At 65.2% G+C, this 24845-nt stretch carries 16 protein-coding genes and 4 tRNA genes; 10 read left to right on the top strand and 10 right to left on the bottom strand.

Going from position 1 to position 24845, the window contains the following annotated elements; all coding sequences use genetic code 11:
- Window positions 1-90 precede the first annotated feature (90 nt).
- The 4 genes from CAG22_RS16640 (at window position 91) to CAG22_RS16625 (ending at window position 4024) form a co-directional block, all read left to right on the top strand.
- Window positions 91-1431 (top strand): MFS transporter, encoded by a 1341-nt coding sequence (locus CAG22_RS16640; protein ID WP_085589914.1) that lies wholly within the window; start codon window positions 91-93, stop codon window positions 1429-1431.
- Between the two features lie 131 nt (window positions 1432-1562).
- On the top strand, window positions 1563-2273 hold the full coding sequence (locus tag CAG22_RS16635) for a fumarylacetoacetate hydrolase family protein (RefSeq protein ID WP_085589912.1): 711 nt from the start codon (window positions 1563-1565) through the stop codon (window positions 2271-2273).
- Between the two features lie 17 nt (window positions 2274-2290).
- Window positions 2291-3049, top strand: a complete 759-nt coding sequence (locus CAG22_RS16630) for an SDR family oxidoreductase (RefSeq protein ID WP_085589910.1) — start codon at window positions 2291-2293, stop codon at window positions 3047-3049.
- 24 nt (window positions 3050-3073) lie between these two features.
- Entirely contained in the window at window positions 3074-4024 is a 951-nt protein-coding gene (locus tag CAG22_RS16625; RefSeq protein ID WP_085589908.1) for a 2-hydroxyacid dehydrogenase, read from the top strand.
- Window positions 4025-4148: 124 nt separating this feature from the next.
- On the opposite strand, the gene nirD is transcribed toward CAG22_RS16625, so the two are convergent.
- The 3 genes from nirD to CAG22_RS16610 form a co-directional block, all read right to left on the bottom strand.
- Window positions 4149-4511, bottom strand: coding sequence for a nitrite reductase small subunit NirD (gene nirD, locus CAG22_RS16620; protein WP_085589906.1), 363 nt, complete (start codon window positions 4509-4511; stop codon window positions 4149-4151).
- A complete protein-coding gene (gene nirB, locus CAG22_RS16615; protein ID WP_025338051.1) occupies window positions 4511-7063 on the bottom strand; it encodes a nitrite reductase large subunit NirB in 2553 nt (850 codons plus the stop codon). Before nirB ends, nirD begins: the two co-directional genes overlap by 1 nt.
- A gap of 305 nt (window positions 7064-7368) precedes the next feature.
- The gene (locus CAG22_RS16610) at window positions 7369-11394 is read right to left on the bottom strand and encodes a bifunctional nitrate reductase/sulfite reductase flavoprotein subunit alpha (RefSeq protein ID WP_085692389.1); all 4026 of its coding nucleotides are present in this window, start codon (window positions 11392-11394) and stop codon (window positions 7369-7371) included.
- A gap of 338 nt (window positions 11395-11732) precedes the next feature.
- On the opposite strand from CAG22_RS16610, the gene map reads away from it, so the two are divergent.
- The gene (gene map / locus CAG22_RS16605; protein WP_371858039.1) at window positions 11733-12509 is read left to right on the top strand and encodes a type I methionyl aminopeptidase; all 777 of its coding nucleotides are present in this window, start codon (window positions 11733-11735) and stop codon (window positions 12507-12509) included.
- Window positions 12510-12734: 225 nt separating this feature from the next.
- Here map and CAG22_RS16600 read toward each other — a convergent pair.
- The 4 genes from CAG22_RS16600 to CAG22_RS16585 all read right to left on the bottom strand — a co-directional run bounded on the left by CAG22_RS16600 (window position 12735) and on the right by CAG22_RS16585 (window position 13236).
- Window positions 12735-12811: transfer RNA gene (locus CAG22_RS16600), tRNA-Asp, on the bottom strand.
- A 13-nt stretch (window positions 12812-12824) separates the two neighbouring features.
- Window positions 12825-12900: transfer RNA gene (locus CAG22_RS16595), tRNA-Val, on the bottom strand.
- Window positions 12901-13070: 170 nt separating this feature from the next.
- A tRNA-Asp gene (locus tag CAG22_RS16590) sits at window positions 13071-13147 on the bottom strand.
- Between the two features lie 13 nt (window positions 13148-13160).
- Window positions 13161-13236 (bottom strand) — tRNA-Val (locus CAG22_RS16585).
- A gap of 217 nt (window positions 13237-13453) precedes the next feature.
- Between CAG22_RS16585 and rdgC the strand changes: the two genes are divergently transcribed.
- The 3 genes from rdgC to sugE all read left to right on the top strand — a co-directional run bounded on the left by rdgC (window position 13454) and on the right by sugE (window position 16074).
- Window positions 13454-14374 (top strand): recombination-associated protein RdgC, encoded by a 921-nt coding sequence (gene rdgC, locus CAG22_RS16580; RefSeq protein ID WP_085589900.1) that lies wholly within the window; start codon window positions 13454-13456, stop codon window positions 14372-14374.
- 187 nt (window positions 14375-14561) lie between these two features.
- Window positions 14562-15527, top strand: a complete 966-nt coding sequence (locus CAG22_RS16575) for a bile acid:sodium symporter family protein (RefSeq protein WP_013971400.1) — start codon at window positions 14562-14564, stop codon at window positions 15525-15527.
- Window positions 15528-15756: 229 nt separating this feature from the next.
- Window positions 15757-16074: a quaternary ammonium compound efflux SMR transporter SugE gene (gene sugE, locus CAG22_RS16570; protein ID WP_009686221.1), complete on the top strand. Its 318-nt coding sequence runs from the start codon at window positions 15757-15759 to the stop codon at window positions 16072-16074.
- A gap of 9 nt (window positions 16075-16083) precedes the next feature.
- Here the strand turns inward: sugE and CAG22_RS16565 are convergent, their stop codons facing one another.
- Window positions 16084-17961 carry an MFS transporter gene (locus CAG22_RS16565; RefSeq protein WP_015269262.1) on the bottom strand — a complete coding sequence of 626 codons (1878 nt, stop codon included), beginning with the start codon at window positions 17959-17961 and terminating at the stop codon, window positions 16084-16086.
- A gap of 269 nt (window positions 17962-18230) precedes the next feature.
- Between CAG22_RS16565 and CAG22_RS16560 the strand changes: the two genes are divergently transcribed.
- Together CAG22_RS16560 and CAG22_RS16555 are read left to right on the top strand one after the other, a co-directional pair.
- Complete coding sequence (locus CAG22_RS16560) at window positions 18231-19409, top strand: MFS transporter (RefSeq protein WP_085693473.1); 1179 nt, start codon at window positions 18231-18233, stop codon at window positions 19407-19409.
- Window positions 19410-19635: 226 nt separating this feature from the next.
- On the top strand, window positions 19636-23112 hold the full coding sequence (locus CAG22_RS16555) for a hybrid sensor histidine kinase/response regulator (RefSeq protein WP_085693475.1): 3477 nt from the start codon (window positions 19636-19638) through the stop codon (window positions 23110-23112).
- Here CAG22_RS16555 and rmuC read toward each other — a convergent pair.
- Together rmuC and CAG22_RS16545 are read right to left on the bottom strand one after the other, a co-directional pair.
- Complete coding sequence (gene rmuC / locus CAG22_RS16550) at window positions 23084-24457, bottom strand: DNA recombination protein RmuC (protein ID WP_170929316.1); 1374 nt, start codon at window positions 24455-24457, stop codon at window positions 23084-23086. The genes CAG22_RS16555 and rmuC overlap by 29 nt on opposite strands.
- Before the next feature lie 273 nt (window positions 24458-24730).
- Window positions 24731-24845 (bottom strand): IS3 family transposase (locus CAG22_RS16545; RefSeq protein WP_139833478.1); only part of this gene is annotated, 115 nt, incomplete at its 5' end.

Genomic DNA, 24845 nt, shown 5'->3' with positions numbered 1-24845 from the left:
AACGGCCGTTGCATTCACGCTGTTGTACGACCACCTTAGAAAAGGGACTGCAGCCCAACCTCTACCAACAACAACAAACGAGGTCGACTCATGTCGAGCACGCCTACCCCCCGCACCGCGTCGTCATACGCGCTGGACGCGGCCCCTGCCCAGCGCCTGCCCACCCGCCGCCGCTGGTTCATGCTGTCGCTGCTGCTGGTGGCGACCATCATCAATTATGTCGACCGGGTGAACATTTCCATCGCAGCGCCGTTCATGGCCAAGGACCTGGGGCTGGACAAGGTCGAGATGGGGCTGATCTTCTCCGCCTTCGCCTGGACCTACGCCCTGGCCTTGGTGCCTGCCGGTTTCATCGCCGACCGTTTCGGTTCGCGCCTGACCTACGGCGTATCGCTGATCAGCTGGTCTGCGGTCACCGTGGCCCAGGGCCTGGCCAGCGGCTTTGCCTCGCTGTTCGGCCTGCGCCTGGCAGTCGGTGCCATGGAGGCCCCGGCATTTCCGGCCAACAGCCGTGCGGTCACGGTGTGGTTCCCCGCCCGTGAACGCGGCTTGGCCAGCAGCATCTACGTGTGTGGCCAGTACCTGGGCACCGCGCTGTTCACCGGCGCGCTGTTGTGGCTGGCAACCACCTATGACTGGCGCCATGTGTTCTACAGCACCGGCCTGGTCGGCATCCTGTTCGGCGCGGTGTGGCTATGGCTGTACCGCGACCCGCTGAACTGCAAGAAGGTCAGCAAGGAAGAGCTGGCCTACATCGAAGGCGGCGGCGGGCTGGTGAAAAGCAGCCGGGCGCGCACCCGTTTTGCCTGGCGCCAGGTGGCTGAGCTGTTCCGCTATCGCCAGGTCTGGGCCATCTGCCTTGGCAAGTTCGCCAGCACCTCGGCGCTGTATTTCTTCCTCACCTGGTTCCCCACCTACCTGATCGAGGAGCGCCAGTTGACGCTGATCAAGGTCGGCATCTTCGCCGTCATGCCGTTCATTGGTGCCACGGTCGGCATCCTCCTCGCGGGGATCGTCTCCGATCTGCTGATCCGCAAGGGCTACTCGCTGTCGTTCGCCCGCAAACTGCCTCTGGTGGTGGGTTCGATGCTGGGCATGTCGATCGTGCTGGTGAACTTCACCGACTCCAATGTGCTGTGCATTGCCATCCTCACCCTGGCGTTCTTCGCCCAGGGCATCGCCTCGGCGTCGTGGGCGGCGGTGTCGGAAGTAGCGCCCAAGGAGCTGATCGGCCTGACCGGCGGGGTCACCAGCCTGGCGGCGAACATTGGCGGCATCGTCACGCCGATCGTGATTGGCGCGATCGTGCATGCCAGCGGCTCGTTTGCCATGGCGTTCTGGTTCATCGGCGCCGTGGCGTTGATGGGCACCCTCTCTTACTCGCTGCTGCTCGGGAAGCTGTATCGCATCGAGCTGAAGTCCGCAGCTTGAGCGTTGTCTGTCCTTGCCCGCAAAGAAGCCGCTACAGGTTGCTTGGATAGTCCAAGCCATCCCCGTTTTCGTCCAACTTTACCGGCCAGCCGCTGACTTACGCTGACCACTCCAGTACGGAGGATCCACCCATGACCTACCTGTTCAACCCACCGGCCACCGTCAGCCTGCCGATCCGCGGCAGCGCTGCGCGCTTCCCGGTCGGCCGGGTGTTCTGCCTGGGCCGCAACTACCCTTGGCCGGAATCCTACGGAGCGGCACCGCAGGAGCCTGTGTTCTTCATGAAACCGGCGAGCAACGTGGTCCAGGCGCAGGGCGAGCTGCCCTTTCCGCCGCAGACCGATGAGTTCTGCCACGAAATCGAACTGGTAGCCGCCATCGCCAAGGGCGGTGCCAACATTGCCACGGAGCATGCCCTGGCACATGTGTTCGGCTTTGCCGCCGGCCTCGACCTGACCCGCCGCGACCACCAGCGCAAAGCCAAGGCCGAGGGCCTGCCCTGGGAAGGCGCCAAGGTGTTCGAGGCCTCGGCACCGATGACCGCCATCGTTCCCGCCAGCGAATGTGCCTGGCCGCTGGACGCGTCGCTGTGGTTGCAGGTCAATGGCCAGGAGCGCCAGCGTGCGCACCTGCGCCAGCAGACCTGGGCCCTGTCCGAGGTGATCAGCAGGCTGTCCCGCCAACTGCCGCTGCGCCCCGGCGACCTGATCATGACCGGCAGCCCGCCCGGGGTGGCGCCGCTCAACCCGGGCGACACGATCCACGCCGGCATTGATGGCATCGGCGAACTGCAACTGCGCGTCGGCCCCCGCCCTGCCGGACAAGCCGCCAGCGCTGCCTGAATCTACCGGAGCCCCACATGAGCCAAAACAAGAAAATCGCCCTGGTCACCGGCGCTGGCAGCGGCATCGGCCGCGCCGTCGCCCTCGCCCTGCTGGAGGATGGCTTCAGCCTGGTCCTCGCCGGGCGCCGCGCAGAACCGCTGCAAGCAGTGGTCGAACAGGCTCAGGCAGCGGGCGGTGAAGCCCTGGCCGTGCCAACCGACGTGCGCGACGAGCAGAGCGTTGCGCAACTGTTCGCTACCATCGAGGAGGTGCATGGCCGCCTCGATGTGATCTTCAACAATGCCGGGGTCAACGCCCCCGCCGTACCGGTCGACGAGCTGCCGCTGGAGTACTGGCGCAACGTCATCGCCACCAACGTCGACGGCGTGTTTCTGTGCGCCCGCGCCGCCTTCGGCCTGATGCGCCGCCAGCAGCCGCAGGGCGGGCGAATCATCAACAACGGCTCGATCTCGGCGCACACCCCGCGCCCGTTCACCGCCCCCTACACCGCCAGCAAGCACGCGGTGCTGGGCCTGACCAAGGCACTGGCGCTGGATGGTCGGTCGTACAACATCGTCTGCAGCCAGGTGGACATCGGCAACGCCCTGACCGAGCTGTCCGAGCGCATGACCCGTGGAGTGCGCCAGGCCAATGGCGAGACCGCCGCCGAACCGATGCTCGACGTGCGCCATGTGGCCGACGCGGTGCGCTACATCGCCGCGCTGCCGCTGGACGCCAACGTACTGAACATGACCGTGATGGCCAGCAACATGCCGTTCGTAGGCCGTGGCTGACCTTTGTTCCTGATGGAGTGACCGATGAAACCCGAAGTCCTGCAACTGAGCCCGATCCTCATCCCGCAAATCCGCGAGCGCCTGGACCAACTGTTCACTGTGCACCGCTACTACGAACAGACCGACAAGGACGCCTTCGTCAACCAGCATGCCGGCAATATTCGCGGTGTGATCACCGGTGGCCACACCGGCATCAGCCAGGCGCTGATGGCGCGCCTGCCCAACCTTGAAGTGGTCGCGGTCAATGGCGTCGGCACCGACGCAGTGGACCTGGCCTATGCCCGTGATCGCGGCATCCGGGTCACCGCCACCATCGGCGCCCTCACCGAGGACGTCGCCGACCTCGCCATCGGTCTGCTGATCGGCTTGTGCCGTGGCATCTGCACCGGCGACCGTTTCGTACGCGCAGGCCACTGGGCCACCAGCGCCACACCGCTGGCACCGCTGCCACTGGCCCGCCAGGTGACAGGCATGCGGGTGGGCATCGTCGGCATGGGCCGGGTCGGCCGCGCCGTGGCGCAGCGAGCGGCGGCGTTCGGTTGCCCGATTCGCTATACCGACCTGCAGGCGCTGGATGTGCCCTATGGTTTCGAAGCGGATCTCGTACAGTTGGCCCAGGGCAGCGATGCGCTGATCTTGGCAGCCGCAGCCGACAAAGGCGAAGCGCTGGTCAACCGCGAGGTTCTGCGGGCATTGGGGTCGCAGGGGTACCTGATCAACATCGCGCGCGGCAAGCTGGTGGATGAGCCAGCGTTGATCGCGGCGCTGGAGGCCGGCGAGATCGCGGGCGCAGCGCTGGATGTGTTTGCCGATGAACCACGGGCGCCCGAGGCCTTGTTCGAGCGAGAGGATGTGGTGCTGCAACCGCACCGGGCCAGCGCCACGGTGCAGACCCGCACGCGCATGGGCGAGATGGTGGTGGCCAGCCTGGTGGATGTGTTTGCAGGGCGTAAGCCGCTGGGGTTGGTTATCTGACTCAAGATCCTGGGGCTGCTTTGCAGCCCTTTCGCGACCCAAGGCCGCTCCTACAGGGGGACGCAATTTCCTGTAGGAGCGGCCTTGTGTCGCGAAAGGGGCGCAAAGCGCCCCCAGCGATTTATCAGGCCACCGCCAACTCCACAGCACTTCCACTCAACCGCACCGGCCACACCCGCAACCGCTGCCCGGCATCTTCCAGGCACTCGCCACTTTGCAGGCTGAAGTGCTGCTTGTACAACGGCGCCGCCACCACCAGCTCGCCCTGCACACTGCCCACCAGCCCGCGGCCGATGATGTTGGCGCCGGACCGCGGGTCGCGGTTGTCCACCGCGTACAGCGGCTGCGCCTGCCCCGGCAGGTAGAACAGCGCCACCTGGGCCCCGTCGAGCCAGACCACCACCCCGGAATCGGCCACCAGGTCATCCGCCTGGCACACCGCCTGCCAGTTCTCGTGGGTTTTCACAGCAGCATTGGACAGGTTCATCAGACAGCCTCCTCGACGGTTGGGATCAGGTGCAGTGGCGCAGCAGGCCGGCGCTGTTCGCGTTCGCGCACGAAGTGCACGTCCGGGTCGGCGCGGCGGTCGTTGACGAAAGTACGGAAGCGCTTCAGCTTCTCGGGGTCGTTGAGGGCGTTGGCCCATTCGCATTCATACTGGTCGACCACATGCTGCATCTGCGCCTCCAGCTCGCTGGCCAGGCCCAGGCTGTCGTCGATGATCACCTGCTTCAGGTAGTCCAGCCCACCTTCCAGGTTCTCGCGCCACACCGAGGTGCGCTGCAGTTTGTCGGCGGTGCGGATGTAGAACATCAGCACGCGGTCGATCAGGCGCACCAGGGTTTCGTCGTCGAGGTCGGTGGCAAACAGTTCGGCATGCCGCGGGCGCATGCCGCCATTGCCGCACACGTACAGGTTCCAGCCCTTGTCGGTGGCGATCACGCCGATGTCCTTGCTCTGTGCCTCGGCGCATTCGCGAGTGCAGCCGGACACCGCGAACTTGAGCTTGTGCGGGCTGCGCAGGCCTTTGTAGCGGTCTTCCAGGCGCAGGGCCATGCCGACGCTGTCCTGCACGCCGTAACGGCACCAGGTGCTGCCGACGCACGATTTCACCGTGCGGGTCGACTTGCCGTAGGCATGGCCGGTTTCGAAGCCGGCCTCGATCAGCTCGCCCCAGATCAGCGGCAGCTCGTGCAACTGGGCGCCGAACAGGTCGATGCGCTGGCCGCCGGTGATCTTGGTGTACAGGTCGTACTTTTTCGCCACCTGGCCGATCACGATGAGCTTGTCGGGGGTAATTTCACCACCGGGGATGCGCGGCACCACCGAGTAGGTGCCGTTCTTCTGCATGTTGGCCATGAAGGTGTCGTTGGTGTCCTGCAGCGGCACCAGCGCCGGGTCCATGATCGGCTGGTTCCAGCACGAGGCGAGGATACTGCCCACCGCCGGCTTGCAGATGTCGCAGCCAACGTGGCCCTTGCCGTGGCGTTCGAGCAGTTCGTTGAAGGTGCGGATACCCTCTACCCGCACCAGCCCGTACAGCTCCTGACGAGTGTAGGCGAAGTGCTCGCACAGGCTCTTGTCCACCGCCACGCCACGGGCGGTCAGCTCGTGCTCGAACACCTGCTTGAGCAGTGCCGCGCAACCACCACAACCGGTGGCGGCCTTGGTGCAGCCCTTGACTGCGGCAAGGTCGCCGCAGCCGCTGTCGATGGCGGCGCAGACCGCGCCCTTGCTGACGTTGTGGCACGAGCAGATGGTCGCGCTGTCGGGCAGCGCATCAGCACCCAGGGCCGGTGCGCCGCCGCCTTGCGGCAGGATCAGTGCCGCGGGGTCGGCTGGCAGGGCGATGCCGTTCTGGGCGTACTGCAGCAGGGTGTCGTAGTAGCTGTTGTCGCCGACCAGCACCGCACCGAGCACGTGCTTGCCGCTGGCATCCACCACCAGCCGGCGGTAGGCGCTGTTGGCTTCGTCGATGAAGCGGTAGCTGCGTGCGCCCGGGGTGGCGCCATGGGCATCGCCGATGGAACCGACATCCACGCCCAGCAACTTGAGCTTGGTCGACATGTCGGCACCGGTGAATTCGCCAGCGGCTTCACCCATCAGCAATGCCGCCAGGTTGCGCGCCATGCTGTAGCCCGGGGCGACCAGGCCGAACACGCTGCCGTTCCACGAGGCGCACTCGCCGATGGCAAAGATGCGTGGGTCGCTGCTGCGGCAATGGTTGTCGATCACCACGCCGCCACGCGCGGCGATGTCCAGGCCACAGGCACGGCCCAGGGCATCCTGCGGGCGGATACCCGCAGAGAACACGATCAGGTCGGTTTCCAGGTGCTCGCCGCCATCGAAGTTCATGCGGTAGCGGTAGTCTTCACCCGCACTGATCGACTGGGTGGCGCGCGACAGATGCACGCCAACGCCCAGCGCTTCGATCTGTGCCTTGAGCGCGGCACCGCCCTCGCCGTCCAGCTGCACCGGCATCAGCCGCGGGGCGAATTCCACCACGTGGGCTTCCAGGCCCAGCGACTTGAGGGCGTTGGCTGCTTCCAGGCCAAGCAGGCCACCACCCACTACCACGCCACGGCGGGCACTGGCTGCGGCAGCGCGGATGCCGTCGAGGTCGTCAAGGGTGCGGTAGACCAGGCGGGCATTGCCGCTGGAACCTTCGATCGGCGGCACGAAGGGGTAGGAACCTGTGGCCAGCACCAGCTGGTCGTAGCCATAGCGGCCCTCCGCGGTGACCACTTCGCCGCGCTCACGGTCGATTTCCAGCACCGCTTCCCCGAGGTGCAGGTGCACACCGTTGGTACCGTAGAAGTCCTGCTCGCACAGGGCCAGGGTTTCGGCACAGCTGCCGCCGAAGTACTCGGACAGGTGCACGCGGTCGTAGGCGCGTTGGCGCTCTTCGCCGAACACATGCACTTCGAAGCGCTGCAGGGCGCCGCGGCTGACCAGTTGTTCGACGCAATGGTGGCCGACCATGCCGTTGCCGACGATGACCAGTCGCTCTCGTTGCCCGCTGCTCGCTGTTGCCTTCATAAGCCGATCCTCGATCAAAAAAAAAGCGCCTGGAGCCGAAGCTCCAGGCGCCTTTGCCTGTATTCATCACGGTAGGGGGCCCGGGTTGATCGCCGTTGATCAGTGGGCTTTGTTGTAACTGGGATAAAGCAGGGAGTGTGCCAACCCTGTTTCCTGTACCGGCCTCTTCGCGGGCACGCCCGCTCCCACAGGGTTCTCCACGTTTATTCAGACCTGTGCAGTACCTGTGGGAGCGGGCCTGCCCGCGAAGAGGCCAGTACAGTAAATGCACATTCCAAGTGCATCACTCCCCATCTTGGAGCACATCAATACACATCCCGCCGATACCGCTTGGCCCTGCCCAGCGCTTCGACATAAGCCGCAGCCGCCGCTGCATCCATGCCGCCATGCTCGGCCACGATCGCCCGCAACGCCGCATCCACATCCTTGGCCATGCGCTGCGCATCGCCACACACATAGAAGTACGCCCCCGCCTCCAGCCACTGCCACAGCTGCGCGCCCTGCTCGAGCATGCGCTGCTGCACGTAGACCTTCTCGGCCTGGTCGCGTGAAAACGCCGTGTCCAGACGCAGGTGCCCTGCAGCCTGCCAGGCCTGCAGCTGCTCCTGGTAATAGAAATCGGTGGCCGCGTACTGCTCGCCGAAGAACAGCCAGTTGGCCCCTTTCGCCCCACGTGCCTCTCGTTCTTCGAGGAAGGCCCTGAACGGTGCAATACCGGTGCCGGGGCCGACCATGATCACCGGCACGCTGTCGTCCTCGGGCAGGCGAAAGTGCTTCGACACCTGCGGGAAGATGGCAACCTTCAGCGCCTGCGCACGGTCGGCAAGGAAGCTTGAACACACCCCTTTGCGCGCGCCATAGCGCACCGTGGACACGGTCAGGTGCACCTGCTGCGGGTGCGCCAGCGGGCTGGAGCTGATCGAGTACAGGCGCGGCTGCAACGGCTTGAGCAGCTCCAGCCAGCTGGCCAGCGGCAGCTGCTGGGGGAAGGTGCGCAGCACATCGACCAGTTGCCGCCCCCACAACCAGTCCTGCAGCTCGGCCTTGCACTCGGGCTGCAGCAGGCGCTGCAGGTCCGGGGCATTGCCGGCGAAGGCCTGCAGCTGCTGCATGGTGACCTTGGCGATCTCCAGGTGCGCTTGCAGGGCTTCGGTCAGCGGCATGGCGGGATGGCCTTTCAGCTGAACCATGGTCTGGCCATCGAGCTGCATCAGCGCCAGCAGCTCGTCGACCAGGGCCGGACAGTTGCGCGGCCACACGCCCAAGGCATCACCGGCGGCATAGGTGAAGCCGCTGCCACTCAGGTCGAACACCAGTTGACGGGTTTCCTTGCTGGCACCCGGGCCGTTGAGCAGGCGGTTTTCCAGCAAGGTGGCAGCCCAGGGTTGCTGCTTGCCATAGGCCGCCACGGGCGCAGGCTCGGTGACCGGTTGCGGTGCAGCAGCGTTGCCTAGCGTGGGCAGCAGCGCATCCAGCCAGGCGGCGAAGGCGTCGTCGAAGTCCGGCTCGCAGTCCACCCGCTGCAGCAGGCGCCGCCCACCCAGCTCGGCCAGGCGTTGGTCGAGCTTGCGGCCAAAGCCGCAGAACTGGTCGTAACTGGAGTCGCCCAGGGCCAGCACGGCAAAAGGCAGTTCGGCGCAGTGGGCGCCCTCCTCGCCTTGCAAGGCTTGCCAGAATGCCGCTGCGCTGTCGGGCGCGTCGCCATCGCCAAAGGTGCTGGCGATCAGCACCACGCTGGCGGCGCCCTGCAGCTGGCGCGGGCTGACCGCTTCCATGCAACTGAGCTGCACGTCGAGGCCGGCACCGCGCAGGCGCTCGGCACAGCGTTCGGCCAACAGCTCGCCGTTGCCGGTTTGCGAAGCCCACAGCACCTGGTGCCGTGGTGCTATCAACGCTGCATCGGGCAGCACGGCCGGCTGGGCGAACAGCCCGGCCAGCAAGCCATCGACGAACAACCGGCGGTTGGCGGCCAGCGGCGCACTGGCCGGCAGGCAGGGCACGCCCTCGGCGCGAACCTGGTCCAGGCCCAGCAGGAAGCCTTGCAGGTAATGGCGCTCTTCCTCGGCCAGCACCGGAGCTGGCAGGGTGTCCAGGCCAAGCAGACGGGACAGGGTGGCGGTCGGCATGCGGGCAGGCTCCGGATTGGCAGTGTTCAGATCAAGGGCTTCGATGCGCTCACCGGCAACCCGCTCCAGGGTCACGGCACAATGCTTGAACGCCGGCTGCAGCGACAGCGGGTCGACCGCATCGCAGGTCACGGCGTTGATCGCCAGTTGCTCGCCGATCAGGTCATTCCAGTGGAACGGGGCAAAGCAGTTGCCAGGCATGACCCGGTCGCTGATTCGCGCGGGCAGCACGGCCTGCCCGCGGCGCGAGCGAATGGCCACCTGGTCCTTTTCGGCAATGCCCAGCCGGGCAGCATCGTCGCGGTGGATTTCCACGAAGGGTCCGGGCTCCAGCTTGTTCAGCGCCGGTACCTTGCCGGTCTTGGTCAGGGTGTGCCACTGGTGCTGCACGCGGCCGGTATTCAGCACCATGGGGTAATCGGCATCCGGCAGCTCCGCCGCCGGCAACCAGGGCCGGGCGAAGAAGCGGGCCTTGCCGCTGGCGGTCGGGAAGGCCAACACCGGGCACTCGCCCTGGGCATCGTGCAACAGCGTCTGGCTGCTGCCGTCGTTGCGATAGCGCAGCGAGCTGCGCGGGTTGTCGCGGCCCGGGGCGCAGGGCCACTGGTGCGGCTGCTCGCGCAGTTCGGCATAGCCGATGCCCCGCAGGTCGTAGCCGGTGCTTGGGTTGTGAAAGCGGCGGATCTCCTCGTATACCGCCTCGGCATCGGGGTAGTCGAAGGCGTCGGCATAGCCCATGGCACAGGCGACCCGGGCGATGATCTGCCAGTCTGGCAGGCTCTGCCCGGGCGGTTCGACGGCACGTGGCATGAGGGTGAGGTTGCGCTCGCTGTTGATCATCACGCCCTCGCCTTCGGCCCACAGCGCAGCCGGTAGCAGGATGTCGGCGTAGCGGTTGGTCTCGGTGTCGAGGAAGGCATCCTGGGTAATCACCAGTTCGGCCTGGCGCAGGCCGTCGATCACCTGCTGGCGGTTGGCGACACTGGCCACCGGGTTGCTGCAGATGACCCAGCAGGCCTTTACCACGCCGCTTTTCATCTGCTCGAACAGCGCCACCGTGCCCTCGCCGCCTTCGCTGCGCAGGCTGCCCGGGGCCAGTTGCCACTGCTGCTCGACGAAGGCGCGGTCTTGCGCTACCAGCGCCGAGCGCTGGCCTGGCAGGCCGGGGCCCATGTAGCCCATCTCGCGGCCGCCCATGGCATTGGGTTGGCCGGTCAGCGAGAACGGCCCACTGCCGGGGCGGCAGATGGCGCCCGTGGCCAGGTGCAGGTTGCAGATCGCATTGGTGTGCCAGGTGCCGTGGATGCTCTGGTTCAGGCCCATGGTCCAGCAGCTCATCCAGTTGCTGGCGCTGCCGATCCATTCGGCGGCCTTGATGATGTCGGCCTCGGCCAGCCCGGTGATGGCGGCCACCCGGTCAGGGGTGTAGTCATCGAGAAAGGCCGGCAGTTCGTCCCAGCCTTCGGTGTGGCGGGCGATGAAGTCGGGGTCGGTGTGGCCGTTACGCAGGAGCAGGTGCAGCAGGCCATTGAGCAAGGCCATGTCGCTGCCGGGGCGCACCTGCAGGAACAGGTCGGCCTTGTCGGCGGTGGCGCTGCGCCGCGGGTCGACGACGATCAGCTTGGCACCCGCCTTGACCCGGTCGAGCAGGCGCAGGAACAGGATCGGGTGACAGTCGGCCATGTTGGCGCCGATCACCAGGAATACGTCGGCGTGCTCGAAGTCCTGGTAGCTGCCGGGCGGGCCATCGGCACCGAGCGACAGCTTGTATCCGCTGCCGGCACTGGCCATGCACAGGCGCGAGTTGGACTCGATGTGGCGGGTGCGGATAAAGCCCTTGGCCAGCTTGTTGGCCAGGTACTGGGCCTCCAGCGACATCTGCCCGGACACGTACAGCGCCACGGCGTCGGGGCCGTGCTGGTCGATGATGCCGCGCAGGCGCGCAGCGGCGGCGGCAATGGCCTGGTCGATGCCGGTACGCGCTGGCTGCTGGCTGCGCTGCTGGCGTACATAGGCATCCTCCATGCGCCCGGCGGCGGTCAGCGGCAGGTGTGCGGTGAGGCCTTTGGTGCACAGGCGGCCGAAGTTGCTGGGGTGCTGCTTGTCGCCGCTGATCTTGCCGACCTTGCCATCGGCGACGCTCATGACGATGCCGCAACCGACGCCGCAGTAGGGGCAGACGCTGCGCACTTCGCTGTTGGCCATGGGCGGGCTCCTGTAGGGAACGCAAAAAGGCGCCGGCTGCCCCTGCTTGCTGGGCAAGCGGGGCAACACGGCGCCTTTGTCGTGAAGTTTTGTGGGCTGTCGACGTTGATAGCCCTGGATGGAGGTGAAACAGCAATTTATGGGCCAGCTGTGCCGCCCCTTTCGCGGGCATGCCCGCTCCCACAGGGATATCACAAGGCCTGAGGGCGGTGCTGTACCTGTGGGAGCGGGCGTGCCCGCGAAGAGGCCGGTACAGGCTGTGCACCATGCGATGGCACCCCCACACCCCATGGCGCTATGCTGGGGCACATTCCAGCACGAGCCACTGCACTCCCCCCATGTCCCAGGTGATTATCAAGACCCCCGCCCAACTCGACCTGATGCGCCGCGCCGGCCAGCTGCTTGCCCAGGTGTTCGCCGACCTCGACAGCTTCATCCGCCCTGGCGTGACCACCATGCAGATCAACGACCGCGCCGAGGCGTTCATCATCGACACGCTCAAGGCCCGCCCGGCGAGCAAGGGCCAGTACGGTTTCCCCTATTCGCTCAACACCTCGGTGGACCATGTGGTGTGCCATGGCATGCCCAAGGTCGATGAAGTGCTAAAGGAAGGCTCGATCATCAACGTCGACATCACCCTGGAACAAGGCGGCTATATCGCCGACTCGTCAAAGATGTACAGCATCGGGCCGATCAGCGATGAGGCGCAGCGCCTGGTCGACACCACCTATGACGCGCTATGGAAAGGCATCGAACAGGTACGCCCCGGGGCTACGCTGGGTGATATCGGCCATGCCATCCAGACCCATGCCGAAGCGGCGGGCTACAGCGTCGTACGTGAGTATTGCGGGCATGGCATTGGCCAACAGATGCATGAAGGGCCCGAGGTGCTGCACATTGGCCAGCGCGGGATGGGCCTGAAGTTGAAGCCGGGGATGGTGTTTACCATCGAACCGATGATCAACCAGGGCGGACGCGGGACGCGCACGCTGAAGGATGGCTGGACGGTGATTACCCGCGACCACAGCTTGTCGGCGCAGTGGGAGCATACGGTGGCGGTGACCGAGGAGGGGGTTGAGGTGCTCACCTTACGGGAAGAAGAGCGTCGCCGCTGAGATTGCCGGGGCTGCGTTGCAGCCCATTCGCCGGCAAGCCAGCTCCCACAGGGATAGCGTAGGGCTTGAGATCAATGCGGTCGAGGTGGGAGCTGGCTTGCCGGCGATGAGGCCCTGACAGGCAATACAAGATAGTTTTTTGCCAAAGGCAGAAACAAAAAAAGCGACCCTAAGGTCGCTTTCTCTGTTACTTCCGGGTGTTCAGTAGGCCCTGGAAGTGGAATATGGCGCAGCGGACGGGACTCGAACCCGCGACCCCCGGCGTGACAGGCCGGTATTCTAACCGACTGAACTACCGCTGCGCTAAACATCGAGTGGTGGGTGATGACGGGATCGAACCGCCGACCCTCTGCTTGTAAGGCAGATGCTCTCCCGGCTGAGCTAATCACCCATGTCTCTCGGTGTGGCGCGCATTCTACGGGCGACTTGGCGCTCTGGCAAGCACTTATCGAACTTTTTGCAAAATTCGCGAAAACACCAAATCGCAGGCACAAAAAAAGCGACCCTGAGGTCGCTTTCTCTGTTACTTCCGGGTGTTCAGTAGGCCCTGGAAGTGAAATATGGCGCAGCGGACGGGACTCGAACCCGCGACCCCCGGCGTGACAGGCCGGTATTCTAACCGACTGAACTACCGCTGCGCTAAACATCGAGTGGTGGGTGATGACGGGATCGAACCGCCGACCCTCTGCTTGTAAGGCAGATGCTCTCCCGGCTGAGCTAATCACCCTTCGTCTCGGTGTGGCGCGCATTCTACGGACGGCCCCGTACCCTGGCAAGCACTTTTTTAACTTTTTTCAAAAAAAACCTCAGGCCTTTCAAAGACCTAGCGTTGCCACGTGCATCTTTACATTCAGCTACAGCTACTGGCACTCCGACAGGGTTGGCCTGAGAGCACCGCTCGGAGAATAATGCCCGCCTTATGCATTAAGGAGAGATTGCCCCTCATGTGGTTCAAGAACCTGCTGACCTACCGCCTGACCCAGGAAGTCCCGTTCGAGCCTGAAGCGCTGGAAGCGGCCCTGGCCAGCAAGCCGGCCCGCCCCTGCGCCAGCCAGGAGCTGACCACCTATGGTTTCGTCGCGCCATTCGGCAAGGGCGAAGACGCTCCCCTGGTGCATGTCAGTGGCGAGTACCTGCTGATTGCCGCGCGCAAGGAAGAACGCATCCTGCCCAGCAGCGTGGTCAACGATGCGGTGAAGGAAAAGGTCGAAGAGATCGAGACCGAGCAGATGCGCAAGGTCTATAAAAAGGAACGCGACCAGATCAAGGACGAGATCATCCAGGCCTTCCTGCCGCGCGCGTTCATCCGCCGCTCGATGATCTTCGCGGCCATTGCCCCGCGCCTGGGCGTGATCCTGGTCAACTCGGCCAGCGCCAAGCGTGCCGAAGACCTGCTGTCGACCCTGCGTGAAGTGATGGGCTCGCTGCCGGTGCGCCCGGCCACCGTGAAAATCGCACCGGTTGCCACCATGACCGAGTGGGTCAAGTCGCAGCAAGCTGCCGAAGGCTTCTATGTGCTGGACGAGTGCGAACTGCGCGACACCGCCGAAGATGGCGGTATCGTGCGCTGCAAGCGCCAGGACCTGACCGGCGAGGAAATCCAGCTGCACCTGAGCACTGGCAAGGTGGTTACCCAGCTGGCCCTGGCCTGGCAGGACAAGCTGTCGTTCATTCTGGATGACAAGATGGTGATCAAGCGCCTGAAGTTCGAAGAGCTGCTGCAGGAGCAGGCCGAACAGGATGGTGGCGATGAGGCTGCGCAGCAGTTCGATGCCAGCTTCCAGCTGATGATGATGACCTTTGCCGAATTCCTGCCGGTGCTGTTCGAGGCACTGGGTGGGGAAGAGATTCCGCAAGGGGTCTGACTGGTTTTGAAATGCCGGTACTGGCCTGGGAGATATCCTCAGACAGTACTGGCCTCTTCGCGGGCTTGCCCGCTCCCACAGGTACACCACAGTTTCTGAGTACTGTGGTGTACCTGTGGGAGCGGGCAAGCCCGCGAAAGGGCCAGTGAAATTCTTGAAGCCATAAAACAGAAAAGGAATTGCCCCCATGCGTGCCCTCGCCACCCTCAGCCGCTTCGTCGGCAATACCTTCGCCCTGTGGGTGCTGGTGTTCGCCGTGCTGGCCTTCCTGCAACCGCAATGGTTCATCGCCCTGAAGGTGGCCATCGTGCCGTTGCTGGGCCTGGTGATGTTCGGCATGGGCCTCACCCTCAAGCTCGATGACTTCGCCGCCCTCGCCCGCCAGCCCTGGCGGGTGATGCTGGGTGTGGTCGCGCACTTCGTGATCATGCCGGGCATGGCCTGGCTGCTGTGCCAGCTGTTCCACCTGCCGCCGGAAATCGCCGTGGGCGTGATCCTGGTTGGCTGCTGCCCGAGCGGCACGGCGTCGAACGTGATGGTCTGGCTGTCCCGTGGCGACCTGGCGCTGGCGGTGGCGATCGCTGCGGTGACCACCCTGCTCGCCCCGCTGCTGACCCCGGCGCTGATCTGGTTCCTGGCCTCGGCCTGGCTGCCGGTGTCCTTCATGGACATGTTCTGGTCGATCCTGCAGCTGGTGATGCTGCCGATCGTGCTCGGCGTGCTGGCCCAGCGGCTGCTTGGCGCGCGGGTGCAGGCGGCGGTGCAGGTGCTGCCGCTGGTGTCGGTGGTGAGTATCGTGATGATCGTGTGCGCGGTGGTGGCGGCCAGCCAGGCGAAGATCGCCGAGTCGGGGCTGCTGATCATGGCGGTGGTGATATTGCACAACAGCTTCGGCTACTTGCTGGGGTACCTGACCGGCAGGCTGTGCAAGCTGCCACTGGCACAGCGCAAGTCGCTGGCGCTGGAGGTGGGCATGCAGAACTCCGGGCTGGGCGCGGCACTGGCGGCGGCGCATTTTTCGCCGCTGGCTGCGGTGCCGAGTGCGTTGTTCAGCGTTTGGCACAATATTTCCGGGGCGCTGCTGTCGACCTGGTTCCGGCGCATGGGGGAACCTGTGGCAGAAGCAGAAGGTGGGGAGCCGGCCAGGCATTGATGTTGCCTGCACTGGCCCTTTCGCGGGCACGCCCGCTCCCACAGAGATCTCCACAATCTTCAGACCTGTGCAGTACCTGTGGGAGCGGGCGTGCCCGCGAAAGGGCCGGTACAGGCTTGCCCCTAGGGCTGCAGGTGTGCACCATGTATCCACTGTGAGGACGACCTCACGACGCACCGCGTGACCATTCCGGGGACGGCCCCATCATTCACAACGATGGAGACGCACCATGTCCTGGATCATCCTGTTCTTCGCCGGCCTGTTCGAGGTCGGCTGGGCCGTCGGCCTGAAATACACCGACGGCTTCAGCAAGCCACTGCCCACCGTCCTCACCGTCGCCGCCATGGCCATCAGCCTGGGCCTGCTGGGCCTGGCCATGAAAGAGCTGCCGCTGGGTACCGCCTATGCCATCTGGACCGGCGTCGGCGCCGTCGGCACGGTGATCGCCGGCATCATCCTGTTCGGCGAGTCCATGGCCCTGGTACGCTTGGTCAGCGTGGCGCTGATCATTACCGGCCTGGTCGGCCTGAAAGTCAGCGCCAGCTGACGCCCTCCCCTAGCGCAGGTTGCCGCGCAGGCGGCTGACCTGCTCACGCAAGGCTTCTGGCTGCGCCGCCTCCACCGGGATGGCGGCGCCTGCCACGATGGTCACCCGCGACCACAGGCGCTTGAAAAAGCCCTTGGCCGGGTCACGGCTGAAGAAGCTGCCCCACAGCCCCTGCAAGGCCAACGGAATGACCGGCACCGGGGTTTCTTCGAGGATGCGGTTGACGCCTCCCTTGAACACATCGATTTCGCCATCCCCGGTCAGCTTGCCTTCAGGGAAGATGCATACCAGCTCGCCATCGGCCAGGTACTCGGCAATGCGCGCGAAAGCACGTTCGTAGATGGCCAGGTCTTCGTTGCGCCCGGCAATCGGGATGGCGCCTGCGGTGCGGAACACGAAGTTGAGTACCGGCAGGTTGTAGATCTTGTAGTACATGACGAAGCGGATCGGCCGGCGGATCGCCCCGCCCAGCAGCAGCGCATCGACGAACGACACGTGGTTGCACACCAGCAGCGCCGCGCCTTCGTCGGGGATGCGTTCGAGGTCGCGGTGCTGCACACGGTACATCGAATGGCTGAGCAGCCAGATCAGGAAGCGCATGGTGAACTCGGGCACGATCCTGAAGATATAGGCGTTGACCGCGATATTGAGCAGCGACACCACCAGGAACAGCTGCGGGATGGTCAGCTCGGCCAGGCCCAGCAGGATGATGGTGAGCACTGCCGACACCACCATGAACAGGGCATTGAGGATGTTGTTGGCAGCGATCACCCGGGCGCGCTGGTCTTCGGCGGTGCGGGCCTGGATCAGCGCATACAGCGGTACGATGTAGAAGCCGCCGAACACCCCAAGGCCGACGATCGACAGCAGGATCCACCAGGCCTGGCCCATGCCCAACAGCGCCAGCCAGTCGTGCGGTGCCGCCGCAGCCGGTACATCGCCGGAGTGCCACCACCAAAGCAGGCCGAACAGGCTCAGGCCGAACGAGCCGAACGGCACCAGGCCGATTTCCACCTTGCGCCCGCTCAGCCGCTCGCACAGCAGCGAACCCAAGGCAATCCCCACCGAGAACAGGGTCAGTACCAGTGTCACCACCGTGCCATCACCGTGCAGCCAGTCCTTGGCGTAGGCCGGGATCTGCGTGAGGTAGATGGCACCGACGAACCAGAACCACGAGTTGCCGACGATCGAGCGCGACACCGCCGGCGGCTGCCCCAGGCCCATGCGCAGGATCGCCCACGACTGCCTGAAGATGTTCCAGTCCAGCGGCATTTGCGGCGAAGCGGCAGCGGCCCGCGGGATCCAGCGGCTGGCCAGGTAACCGAGCACGGCGGTGCCGACCACGCCACCAGCCACCACGGTGGCATAGCTGTCAGCCGACATCATCACCCCGGCGCCGATGGTGCCGGCGAGGATGGCCAGGAAGGTACCGGTTTCCACCAGCCCGTTGCCGCCGACCAGTTCTTCTTCGCGCAGGGCCTGCGGCAGGATCGAGTACTTCACCGGGCCGAACAGCGCCGAGTGAGTCCCCATGCCGAACAGCGCCACCAGCATCAGCGCCAGGTGGTTGGTGATGAAGCCGAGCGCGCCTACCGCCATGATCGCGATCTCGGCCAGCTTGATGGCCCGGATCAGCGCATCCTTGGCGAACTTCTCGCCAAACTGCCCGCCCAGCGCAGAGAACAGGAAGAACGGCAGGATGAACAGCAGGGCGCACAGGTTGACCCAGATCGAACGGTCACCGTCGCCCAGGCTGAGCTTGAACAGGATCGCCAGGATCAGCGACTGCTTGAACAGGTTGTCGTTGAAGGCACCCAGCGACTGGGTGATGAAAAACGGCAGGAAACGCCGCTTGCCGAGCAAGGTGAATTGCGAGGAGTGACTCATCGTCCTTGGTCCTGAGGGCTTTTCAATTGGAGGCGCGCCGGGCGCGACAAGCCACAAATCTGCATGGGAAATGCACTGACTGGCAAGCGCGGTGATTCTGTAGCAAGCCTGTCCCGGCCTCATCGCCGGCAAGCCGGCTCCCACAGGTACCGCACATGGCTTGAGATCAATGCGGTCGAGGTGGGAGCTGGCTTGCCGGCGATGGGCTGCAGAGCAGCCCCCATTTGTCATATGCTCCGATTCGGCTATTCCACAACAAGGACGTGGCAATGCTCGCCGCCATCAAACGCTACCCGCACACTGTGCGCCTGCTGCTCACCACCACCTTCACCCTCACCGTCGCCCGTGCCCTTACCCTGCCCTACCTGGTGGTGTACCTGGCCGACAACTTCCAGCTGCCGATCAGCCAGATCGGCCTGCTGATCGGTGGCGCGCTGATCATCGCCTCGCTGCTGAGCCTGTATGGCGGCCATCTGGTGGATACCTTGCGCAACCACACACTGGTCAGCGCCAGCACCCTGCTGTTTGCCCTGGCCTTCGTCGGCGCGGTCGCCAGCAACTCGGCGCTGCTGTTCTTTCTCTGCCTGGTAATGATCAACCTGGCCCTGGCAGTGGTCGACATCGCCGCCAAGGCGGGCTTCTGCGCCTTGTTGCCGGTGGAGGAACGGGCCGAAGTGTTCGCCATCAAGTACACCCTCAGCAACGTCGGCTACGCCGCCGGCCCGCTGCTGGGCGTGGCCATGCTGGAGCTGAACGACCATATGCCGTTCATCGCCTCTGCCCTGCTCGGCCTGGCCATGTGCCTGGCCTACTGGCGCCTGGGGGACCGCAGCCTGCAGGCCAGTGCACCGGACAAGCCCGGGGCCGGCTTTGGCCAGGTGGCGCTGGGGCTGGCCCGTGACCGGCGGCTGGTATGCTTCACCCTGGGCGGGGTGCTGAGCGCGGTGGTATTCGGCCAGTTCACCGCCTACCTGTCACAGTACCTGGTGGTGACCAGCAGCCCGGCCGAGGCGGCGCGCCTGATCGGTTACCTGGTGACCACCAACGCGGTGACGGTGATTGCCCTGCAGTACCTGATCGGCCGCCGCATCAGCCGCCAGCGCCTGATGCCCTGGCTGCTGGCTGGCATGAGCCTGTTCATCGCCGGGCTGCTGGGCTTTGCCCTGGCCGGTTCGGCGCTGGCGTGGTGCCTGGCGATGCTGGTGTTCACCCTGGGCGAGATCATCGTGATCCCGGCCGAGTACATGTTCATCGACCTGATCGCACCGGAGCACTTGCGTGGGGTGTATTACGGTGCGCAGAACCTGTCCAACCTCGGTGCGGCGCTGGGGCCGGTGATGGTGGGGTTTGCCCTGGTGCATCTGTGGCCGGGGGCGATCTTCTACCTGCTGGTGTTGTCGGTGATACTGGCGGGGGTGTTTTATTGGCTGGGTACCCGCAGTAATTGATGTTGGCTGTACTGGCCTCTTCGCGGGCTTGCCCGCTCCCACAGGGATATCACATACCTTGAGGGCAGCGCCGTACCTGTGGGAGCGGGCAAGCCCGCGAAGAGGCCAGTACAGGATGCCCCCTGCGACCACCTGCCACTGCGACCATCGTCTGCGCTGACGAAGCGGCACCTGCGTGCCAGACTGATTGATCGGGACCGCGTTATCTTTTTGCTTCGGAGTCTTCATGTCGTTGTCCAGCGGGCTGATCGCCGTGGTCGCCCTGGCCTATATGGCCATCATGTTCGCCATCGCCTTCTACGGCGACCGCCGCAGTACGCCGTTGCCGCCGAAGCTGCGTGCCTGGGTGTACAGCCTGTCGCTGGCCGTGTACTGCACCAGCTGGACCTTCTTCGGCGCGGTCGGCCAGGCCGCCGAACAGCTCTGGGCATTCCTGCCGATCTACCTGGGCCCGGTGCTGCTGCTGATCTTCGCGCCCTGGGTGCTGCAGAAGATGGTGCTGATCAGCAAGCAACAGAACATCACCTCGATCGCCGACTTCATCGCCGCGCGCTACGGCAAGTCGCAGTCCCTGGCGGTGGTCGTTGCGCTGATCTGCCTGGTCGGCGTGCTGCCGTACATCGCCTTGCAGCTCAAGGGCATCGTGCTGGGGGTGAACCTGCTGATCGGCGCCAATGCCGACGCCACCGGCACCCGCGTGCAGGACACCGCACTGGTGGTGTCGCTGGTACTGGCACTGTTCGCCATCGTCTTCGGTACCCGCAGCCTGGACGTGACCGAACACCACCGTGGCATGGTCCTGGCGATTGCCTTCGAATCACTGATCAAGCTGCTGGCCTTCCTCGCCGTGGGCATCTTCGTCGTCTTCAACCTGTATGACGGCTTCGACGACCTGTTCAGCCAGGCGCGCCAGTCGATCCACCTTCAGGACTATTGGCAGGAGACCATCAATTGGCCGTCGATGGTGGTGCAGACCGCCGTGGCGATGATGGCGATCATCTGCCTGCCACGGCAGTTCCACGTCACCGTGGTGGAGAACATCGAACCCCAGGACATGCGCCTGGCGCGCTGGGTATTCCCGATGTACCTGGCGCTCGCCGCATTGTTCGTGGTGCCGATAGCCCTGGCCGGGCAGATGCTGCTGCCGGGCACGGTGATCTCCGATTCGTTCGTCATCAGCCTTCCTCTGGCCGAGGCACACCCGAGCCTGGCCCTGCTGGCATTCATCGGCGGCGCCTCGGCGGCCACCGGCATGGTCATCGTCGAGGCCGTGGCGCTGTCGACCATGGTCTCCAACGACATGCTGCTGCCCTGGCTGCTGCGCCGTACCAACGCCGAGCGGCCGTTCGAGGCGTTCCGCCACTGGATGCTCTCGGTACGCCGGGTGACCATCGTGGTGATCCTGCTGCTGGCGTATGTCAGCTACCGCCTGCTGGGCTCCACCGCCAGCCTGGCGACCATCGGCCAGATCGCCTTCGCCGCCGTGACCCAGCTGACCCCAGCCATGCTCGGTGCGCTGTACTGGAAGCAGGCCAACCGCCGCGGCGTGTTCGCTGGCCTGGCCGCAGGTATTTTCCTGTGGTTCTACACTTTGGTGCTGCCGATTGCCGCGCACAGCGTGGGCTGGTCGCTGCAGCTGTTCCCAGGGTTGGCGTGGCTGCACGGCAACCCGCTTGACCTGCCGATCAGCCCGCTGACCCAGGGCGTGGTGCTGTCGCTGGCGGGCAACTTCACCCTGTTCGCCTGGGTCTCGGTGCTGTCGCGCACGCGGGTTTCCGAGCATTGGCAGGCCGGCCGCTTCATCGGCCAGCAGACCAGCGCCAGGCCCAGCAGCAAGCCGCTGCTGGCGGTGCAGATCGACGACCTGCTGACCCTGGCCTCGCGCTTTGTCGGCGAAGAACGCGCCCGGCAGAGCTTCATCCGCTTCGCCTACCGCCAGGGCAAGGGCTTCAACCCCAACCAGAACGCCGACGGCGACTGGATCGAACACACCGAACGCCTGCTGGCCGGCGTGCTCGGCACCTCGTCGACCCGCGCCGTGGTCAAGGCCGCCATCGAAGGCCGCGACATGCAGCTGGAAGACGTGGTGCGTATTGCCGACGAAGCCAGTGAGGTGCTGCAGTTCAACCGCGCCCTGCTGCAAGGGGCCATCGAGAACATCAACCAGGGCATCAGCGTGGTCGACCAGAACCTGCACCTGGTGGCCTGGAACCGCCGTTACCTGGAACTGTTCAACTACCCCGACGGGCTGATCAGCGTGGGTCGGCCGATCGCCGACATCATCCGCTACAACGCCGAGCGTGGCCTGTGCGGCCCGGGCGAGGCGCAGGTGCATGTGGCGCGGCGCCTGCACTGGATGCGCCAGGGCCGTGCGCACTCCTCCGAGCGCTTGTTCCCCAATGGCCGGGTGATCGAACTGATCGGCAACCCGATGCCGGGCGGCGGTTTCGTCATGAGCTTCACCGACATCACCCCGTTCCGCGAGGCCGAGCAGGCCCTGCGCGATGCCAACGAAGGCCTGGAGCAACGGGTGGCGGAACGCACCCAAGAGCTGTCTCAACTGAACCAGGCGTTGTCCGAAGCCAAGAGCCGTGCCGAAGCGGTGAGCCAGTCCAAGACCCGCTTCCTGGCTGCGGTCAGCCATGACCTGATGCAGCCGCTGAACGCCGCCCGGCTGTTCTCCGCCGCCTTGTCGCAGCAGGCCGAGGGCATGAACGAAGAGGCCCGGCAACTGGTGCAGCACATGGACAGCTCGCTGCGCTCGGCCGAAGAGCTGATCAGCGACCTGCTGGACATCTCGCGCCTGGAAAACGGCAAGATCACCCCGGATGCCAAGCCCTTTGCCCTCAACGAGCTGTTCGATACCCTGGGTGCCGAATTCAAGGTGCTGGCCGCCGAGAAGGGCCTGGAGTTCCGCCTGCGCGGCAGCCGCCTGCGGGTGGACAGCGACATGAAGCTGCTGCGCAGGGTGCTGCAGAACTTCCTGACCAATGCCCTGCGCTATGGCAAGAGCCCGATCCTGCTGGGCGCACGGCGCCAGGGTGAACAGTTGTGGCTTGAGGTGTGGGACCGCGGCCCGGGCATCGCCGACGACAAGCTGCAGGTGATCTTCCAGGAGTTCAAGCGCCTGGACAGCCACCAGACCCGCGCCGAGAAGGGCCTGGGCCTGGGCCTGGCGATCGCCGACGGCCTGTGCCGGGTGCTGGGGCACAAGCTGGAAGTGCGCTCGTGGCCGGGCAAGGGCACGGTGTTCCGCGTCAGCGTACCGATTGCCCGCCAGGCCGCCCCGGCGCCCACCGCCCCGGTGGAACAGGGCGGCCAGCCACTGGCCGGGCTGCAGGTACTGTGCGTGGACAACGAAGACAGCATCCTGATCGGCATGAACAGCCTGCTCAGCCGCTGGGGTTGCCAGGTGTGGACCGCGCGCAACCGCGCCGAATGCGAAGCCCTGCTGACCAAGGGCATGCGCCCGCACCTGGCGCTGGTGGACTACCACCTGGACGACGGCGAGACTGGTACCGGGCTGATGGGCTGGCTACGTGCGCGCCTGGGTGAGCCGGTGCCGGGCGTGGTGATCAGCGCCGACGGCAGCAAGGAAACCATCGCCATGGTGCATGCCTCTGGCCTGGACTACCTGGCCAAGCCGGTCAAGCCGGCGGCCCTGCGCGCCATGCTCAATCGCCATCTGAGCCTGGTTCAGTAAGCGCTTCGTCCGGCAACGCCTCGTCGGACAGCGCCCGCTCCAGCAGGTCGGCCGGCAGGCTCTTGCTGGCGCGGGCGCCCAGCAGCTTCAGCTGTTCGCTGCGGCTGACCAGGTTGCCGCGCCCTTCGCACAGCTTGTTGCGCGCGGCGGCATAGGCCTTGTCCACCTGCTGCAGGCGGCTGCCCAACTCGTCCAGGTCCTGGATGAACAGCACGAACTTGTCGTACAGCCAGCCGGCGCGCTCGGCGATCTCGCGAGCGTTCTGGCCCTGGCGTTCCTGCTTCCACAGGCTGTCGATCACCCGCAAGGTGGCCAGCAAGGTGGTCGGGCTGACGATCACGATCTGCCGATCGAAGGCCTCCTGGAACAGGTTCGGCTCCGCCTGCAGGGCTGCCGAGAAGGCGGCCTCGATCGGCACGAACAGCAGCACGAAATCCAGGCTGTGCAGGCCTTCGAGGCGGTTGTAGTCCTTGCTCGACAGGCCTTTGACGTGGCTGCGCAGCGACTGCACATGCTGCTTGAGTGCGGCCTCGTCGTTGCCGGCGACGAACTGCTGGTAGGCGGTGAGGCTGACCTTGGCATCCACCACTACCTGCTTGTCGCCGGGCAGCATGATCAGCACATCAGGCTGGAAGCGCTCGCCATCGGCGCTCTTGAGGCTGACCTGGGTCTGGTATTCGCGGCCCTTTTCCAGGCCGGCATGCTCCAGTACCCGTTCGAGGATCAGCTCACCCCAGTTGCCCTGGGTTTTCTGGCCCTTCAGCGCCTGAGTCAGGTTGGTGGCTTCGTCGGACAGGCGCAGGTTGAGTTGCTGCAGGCGCTCCAGCTCCTTGCCCAGCGAGAAGCGCTCGCGGGCTTCCTGCTGGTAGCTCTCCTCCACGCGTTTTTCGAAAGCCTGGATGCGCTCCTTGAGCGGGTCGAGCAACTGGCCGAGATGCTGCTGGCTGGTCTGGGCGAAGCGCTGCTCGCGCTCGTCGAAGATCTTGGTAGCCATGTCGGCGAACTGGGCACGCAGGGTGTCGCGGGCTTCCTGCAGGTCTTCCAGGCGCTGCTGGTGGCTTTCCTGCTGCTCGCGCAGTTCGGCGTCCAGGCGTGCGGTCTGGGCCTCCAGGCGGCGCAGTTCGGCTTCGCGGTTGGCACGCTCGAGGTTCCAGGCGTGGGCGGCGTCTCGGGCGTTGTCGCGCTCGATCTGCAGCAGTTCCAGCTCACGCCCCTGGGCGGCCAGCTGGGTCTGCTTGACGGTGTTGGCTTCGCTGAGGTCGCTGACCTCGTCGCGGCTGGCATCCAGTTGCGCCTGCAGGCCGGCCAGGGCCAGCTGGGCGGCATTGAGGCGCTCTTCGAGCAAGGCCTGCTCGCCTTGCCGCGCACCCTGGCGGCGCTGCACCTGCATGACCCAACCCAGGCAAGGTAATGCACCTGCCACCAAGCCCAGCAGAATGCTGGCCAGATCCACTGTCATGCTTACCCCGATCGCTCTGTTGCAAATTGAGTGCAGCTTATCAGCCTGGCAGGTGTGTTGCCTGTTCCGGCCCTATCGCCGGCAAGCCAGCTCCTACAAGGTGCTCACAGTATTCGAACCTGTGGTGATCCTGGACTGCCCCCGAAAAGTTGGACAGTTTTAGCCAGTGGCCTGAGTCCTGTAGCTGACAGGGCTCAGGCCATTGAGTTTCAGCCTGATGCGGTCATGGTTGTAGTAATGGATGTACTCCTCCAGGCCCGCCTTCAGCTGTTCG

The organism is Pseudomonas sp. B8(2017), assembly GCF_002113575.1.
GTDB lineage: Bacteria > Pseudomonadota > Gammaproteobacteria > Pseudomonadales > Pseudomonadaceae > Aquipseudomonas > Aquipseudomonas putida_Z.
Note: the sequence above shows the minus strand (reverse complement) of the source record. Positions and strands in the feature narration are given on the sequence as shown.

Excerpts from the sequence above, each read along its gene's own strand:
- CAG22_RS16640 (WP_085589914.1), top strand. The coding sequence starts at position 91 with ATGTCGAGCACGCCTACCCCCCGCACCGCGTCGTCATACGCGCTGGAC.
- CAG22_RS16635 (WP_085589912.1), top strand. The coding sequence starts at position 1,563 with ATGACCTACCTGTTCAACCCACCGGCCACCGTCAGCCTGCCGATCCGC.
- CAG22_RS16630 (WP_085589910.1), top strand. The coding sequence starts at position 2,291 with ATGAGCCAAAACAAGAAAATCGCCCTGGTCACCGGCGCTGGCAGCGGC.
- CAG22_RS16625 (WP_085589908.1), top strand. The coding sequence starts at position 3,074 with ATGAAACCCGAAGTCCTGCAACTGAGCCCGATCCTCATCCCGCAAATC.
- nirD (WP_085589906.1), bottom strand. The coding sequence starts at position 4,511 with ATGAACCTGTCCAATGCTGCTGTGAAAACCCACGAGAACTGGCAGGCG.
- nirB (WP_025338051.1), bottom strand. The coding sequence starts at position 7,063 with ATGAAGGCAACAGCGAGCAGCGGGCAACGAGAGCGACTGGTCATCGTC.
- CAG22_RS16610 (WP_085692389.1), bottom strand. The coding sequence starts at position 11,394 with ATGGCCAACAGCGAAGTGCGCAGCGTCTGCCCCTACTGCGGCGTCGGT.
- map (WP_371858039.1), top strand. The coding sequence starts at position 11,733 with ATGTCCCAGGTGATTATCAAGACCCCCGCCCAACTCGACCTGATGCGC.
- rdgC (WP_085589900.1), top strand. The coding sequence starts at position 13,454 with ATGTGGTTCAAGAACCTGCTGACCTACCGCCTGACCCAGGAAGTCCCG.
- CAG22_RS16575 (WP_013971400.1), top strand. The coding sequence starts at position 14,562 with ATGCGTGCCCTCGCCACCCTCAGCCGCTTCGTCGGCAATACCTTCGCC.
- sugE (WP_009686221.1), top strand. The coding sequence starts at position 15,757 with ATGTCCTGGATCATCCTGTTCTTCGCCGGCCTGTTCGAGGTCGGCTGG.
- CAG22_RS16565 (WP_015269262.1), bottom strand. The coding sequence starts at position 17,961 with ATGAGTCACTCCTCGCAATTCACCTTGCTCGGCAAGCGGCGTTTCCTG.
- CAG22_RS16560 (WP_085693473.1), top strand. The coding sequence starts at position 18,231 with ATGCTCGCCGCCATCAAACGCTACCCGCACACTGTGCGCCTGCTGCTC.
- CAG22_RS16555 (WP_085693475.1), top strand. The coding sequence starts at position 19,636 with ATGTCGTTGTCCAGCGGGCTGATCGCCGTGGTCGCCCTGGCCTATATG.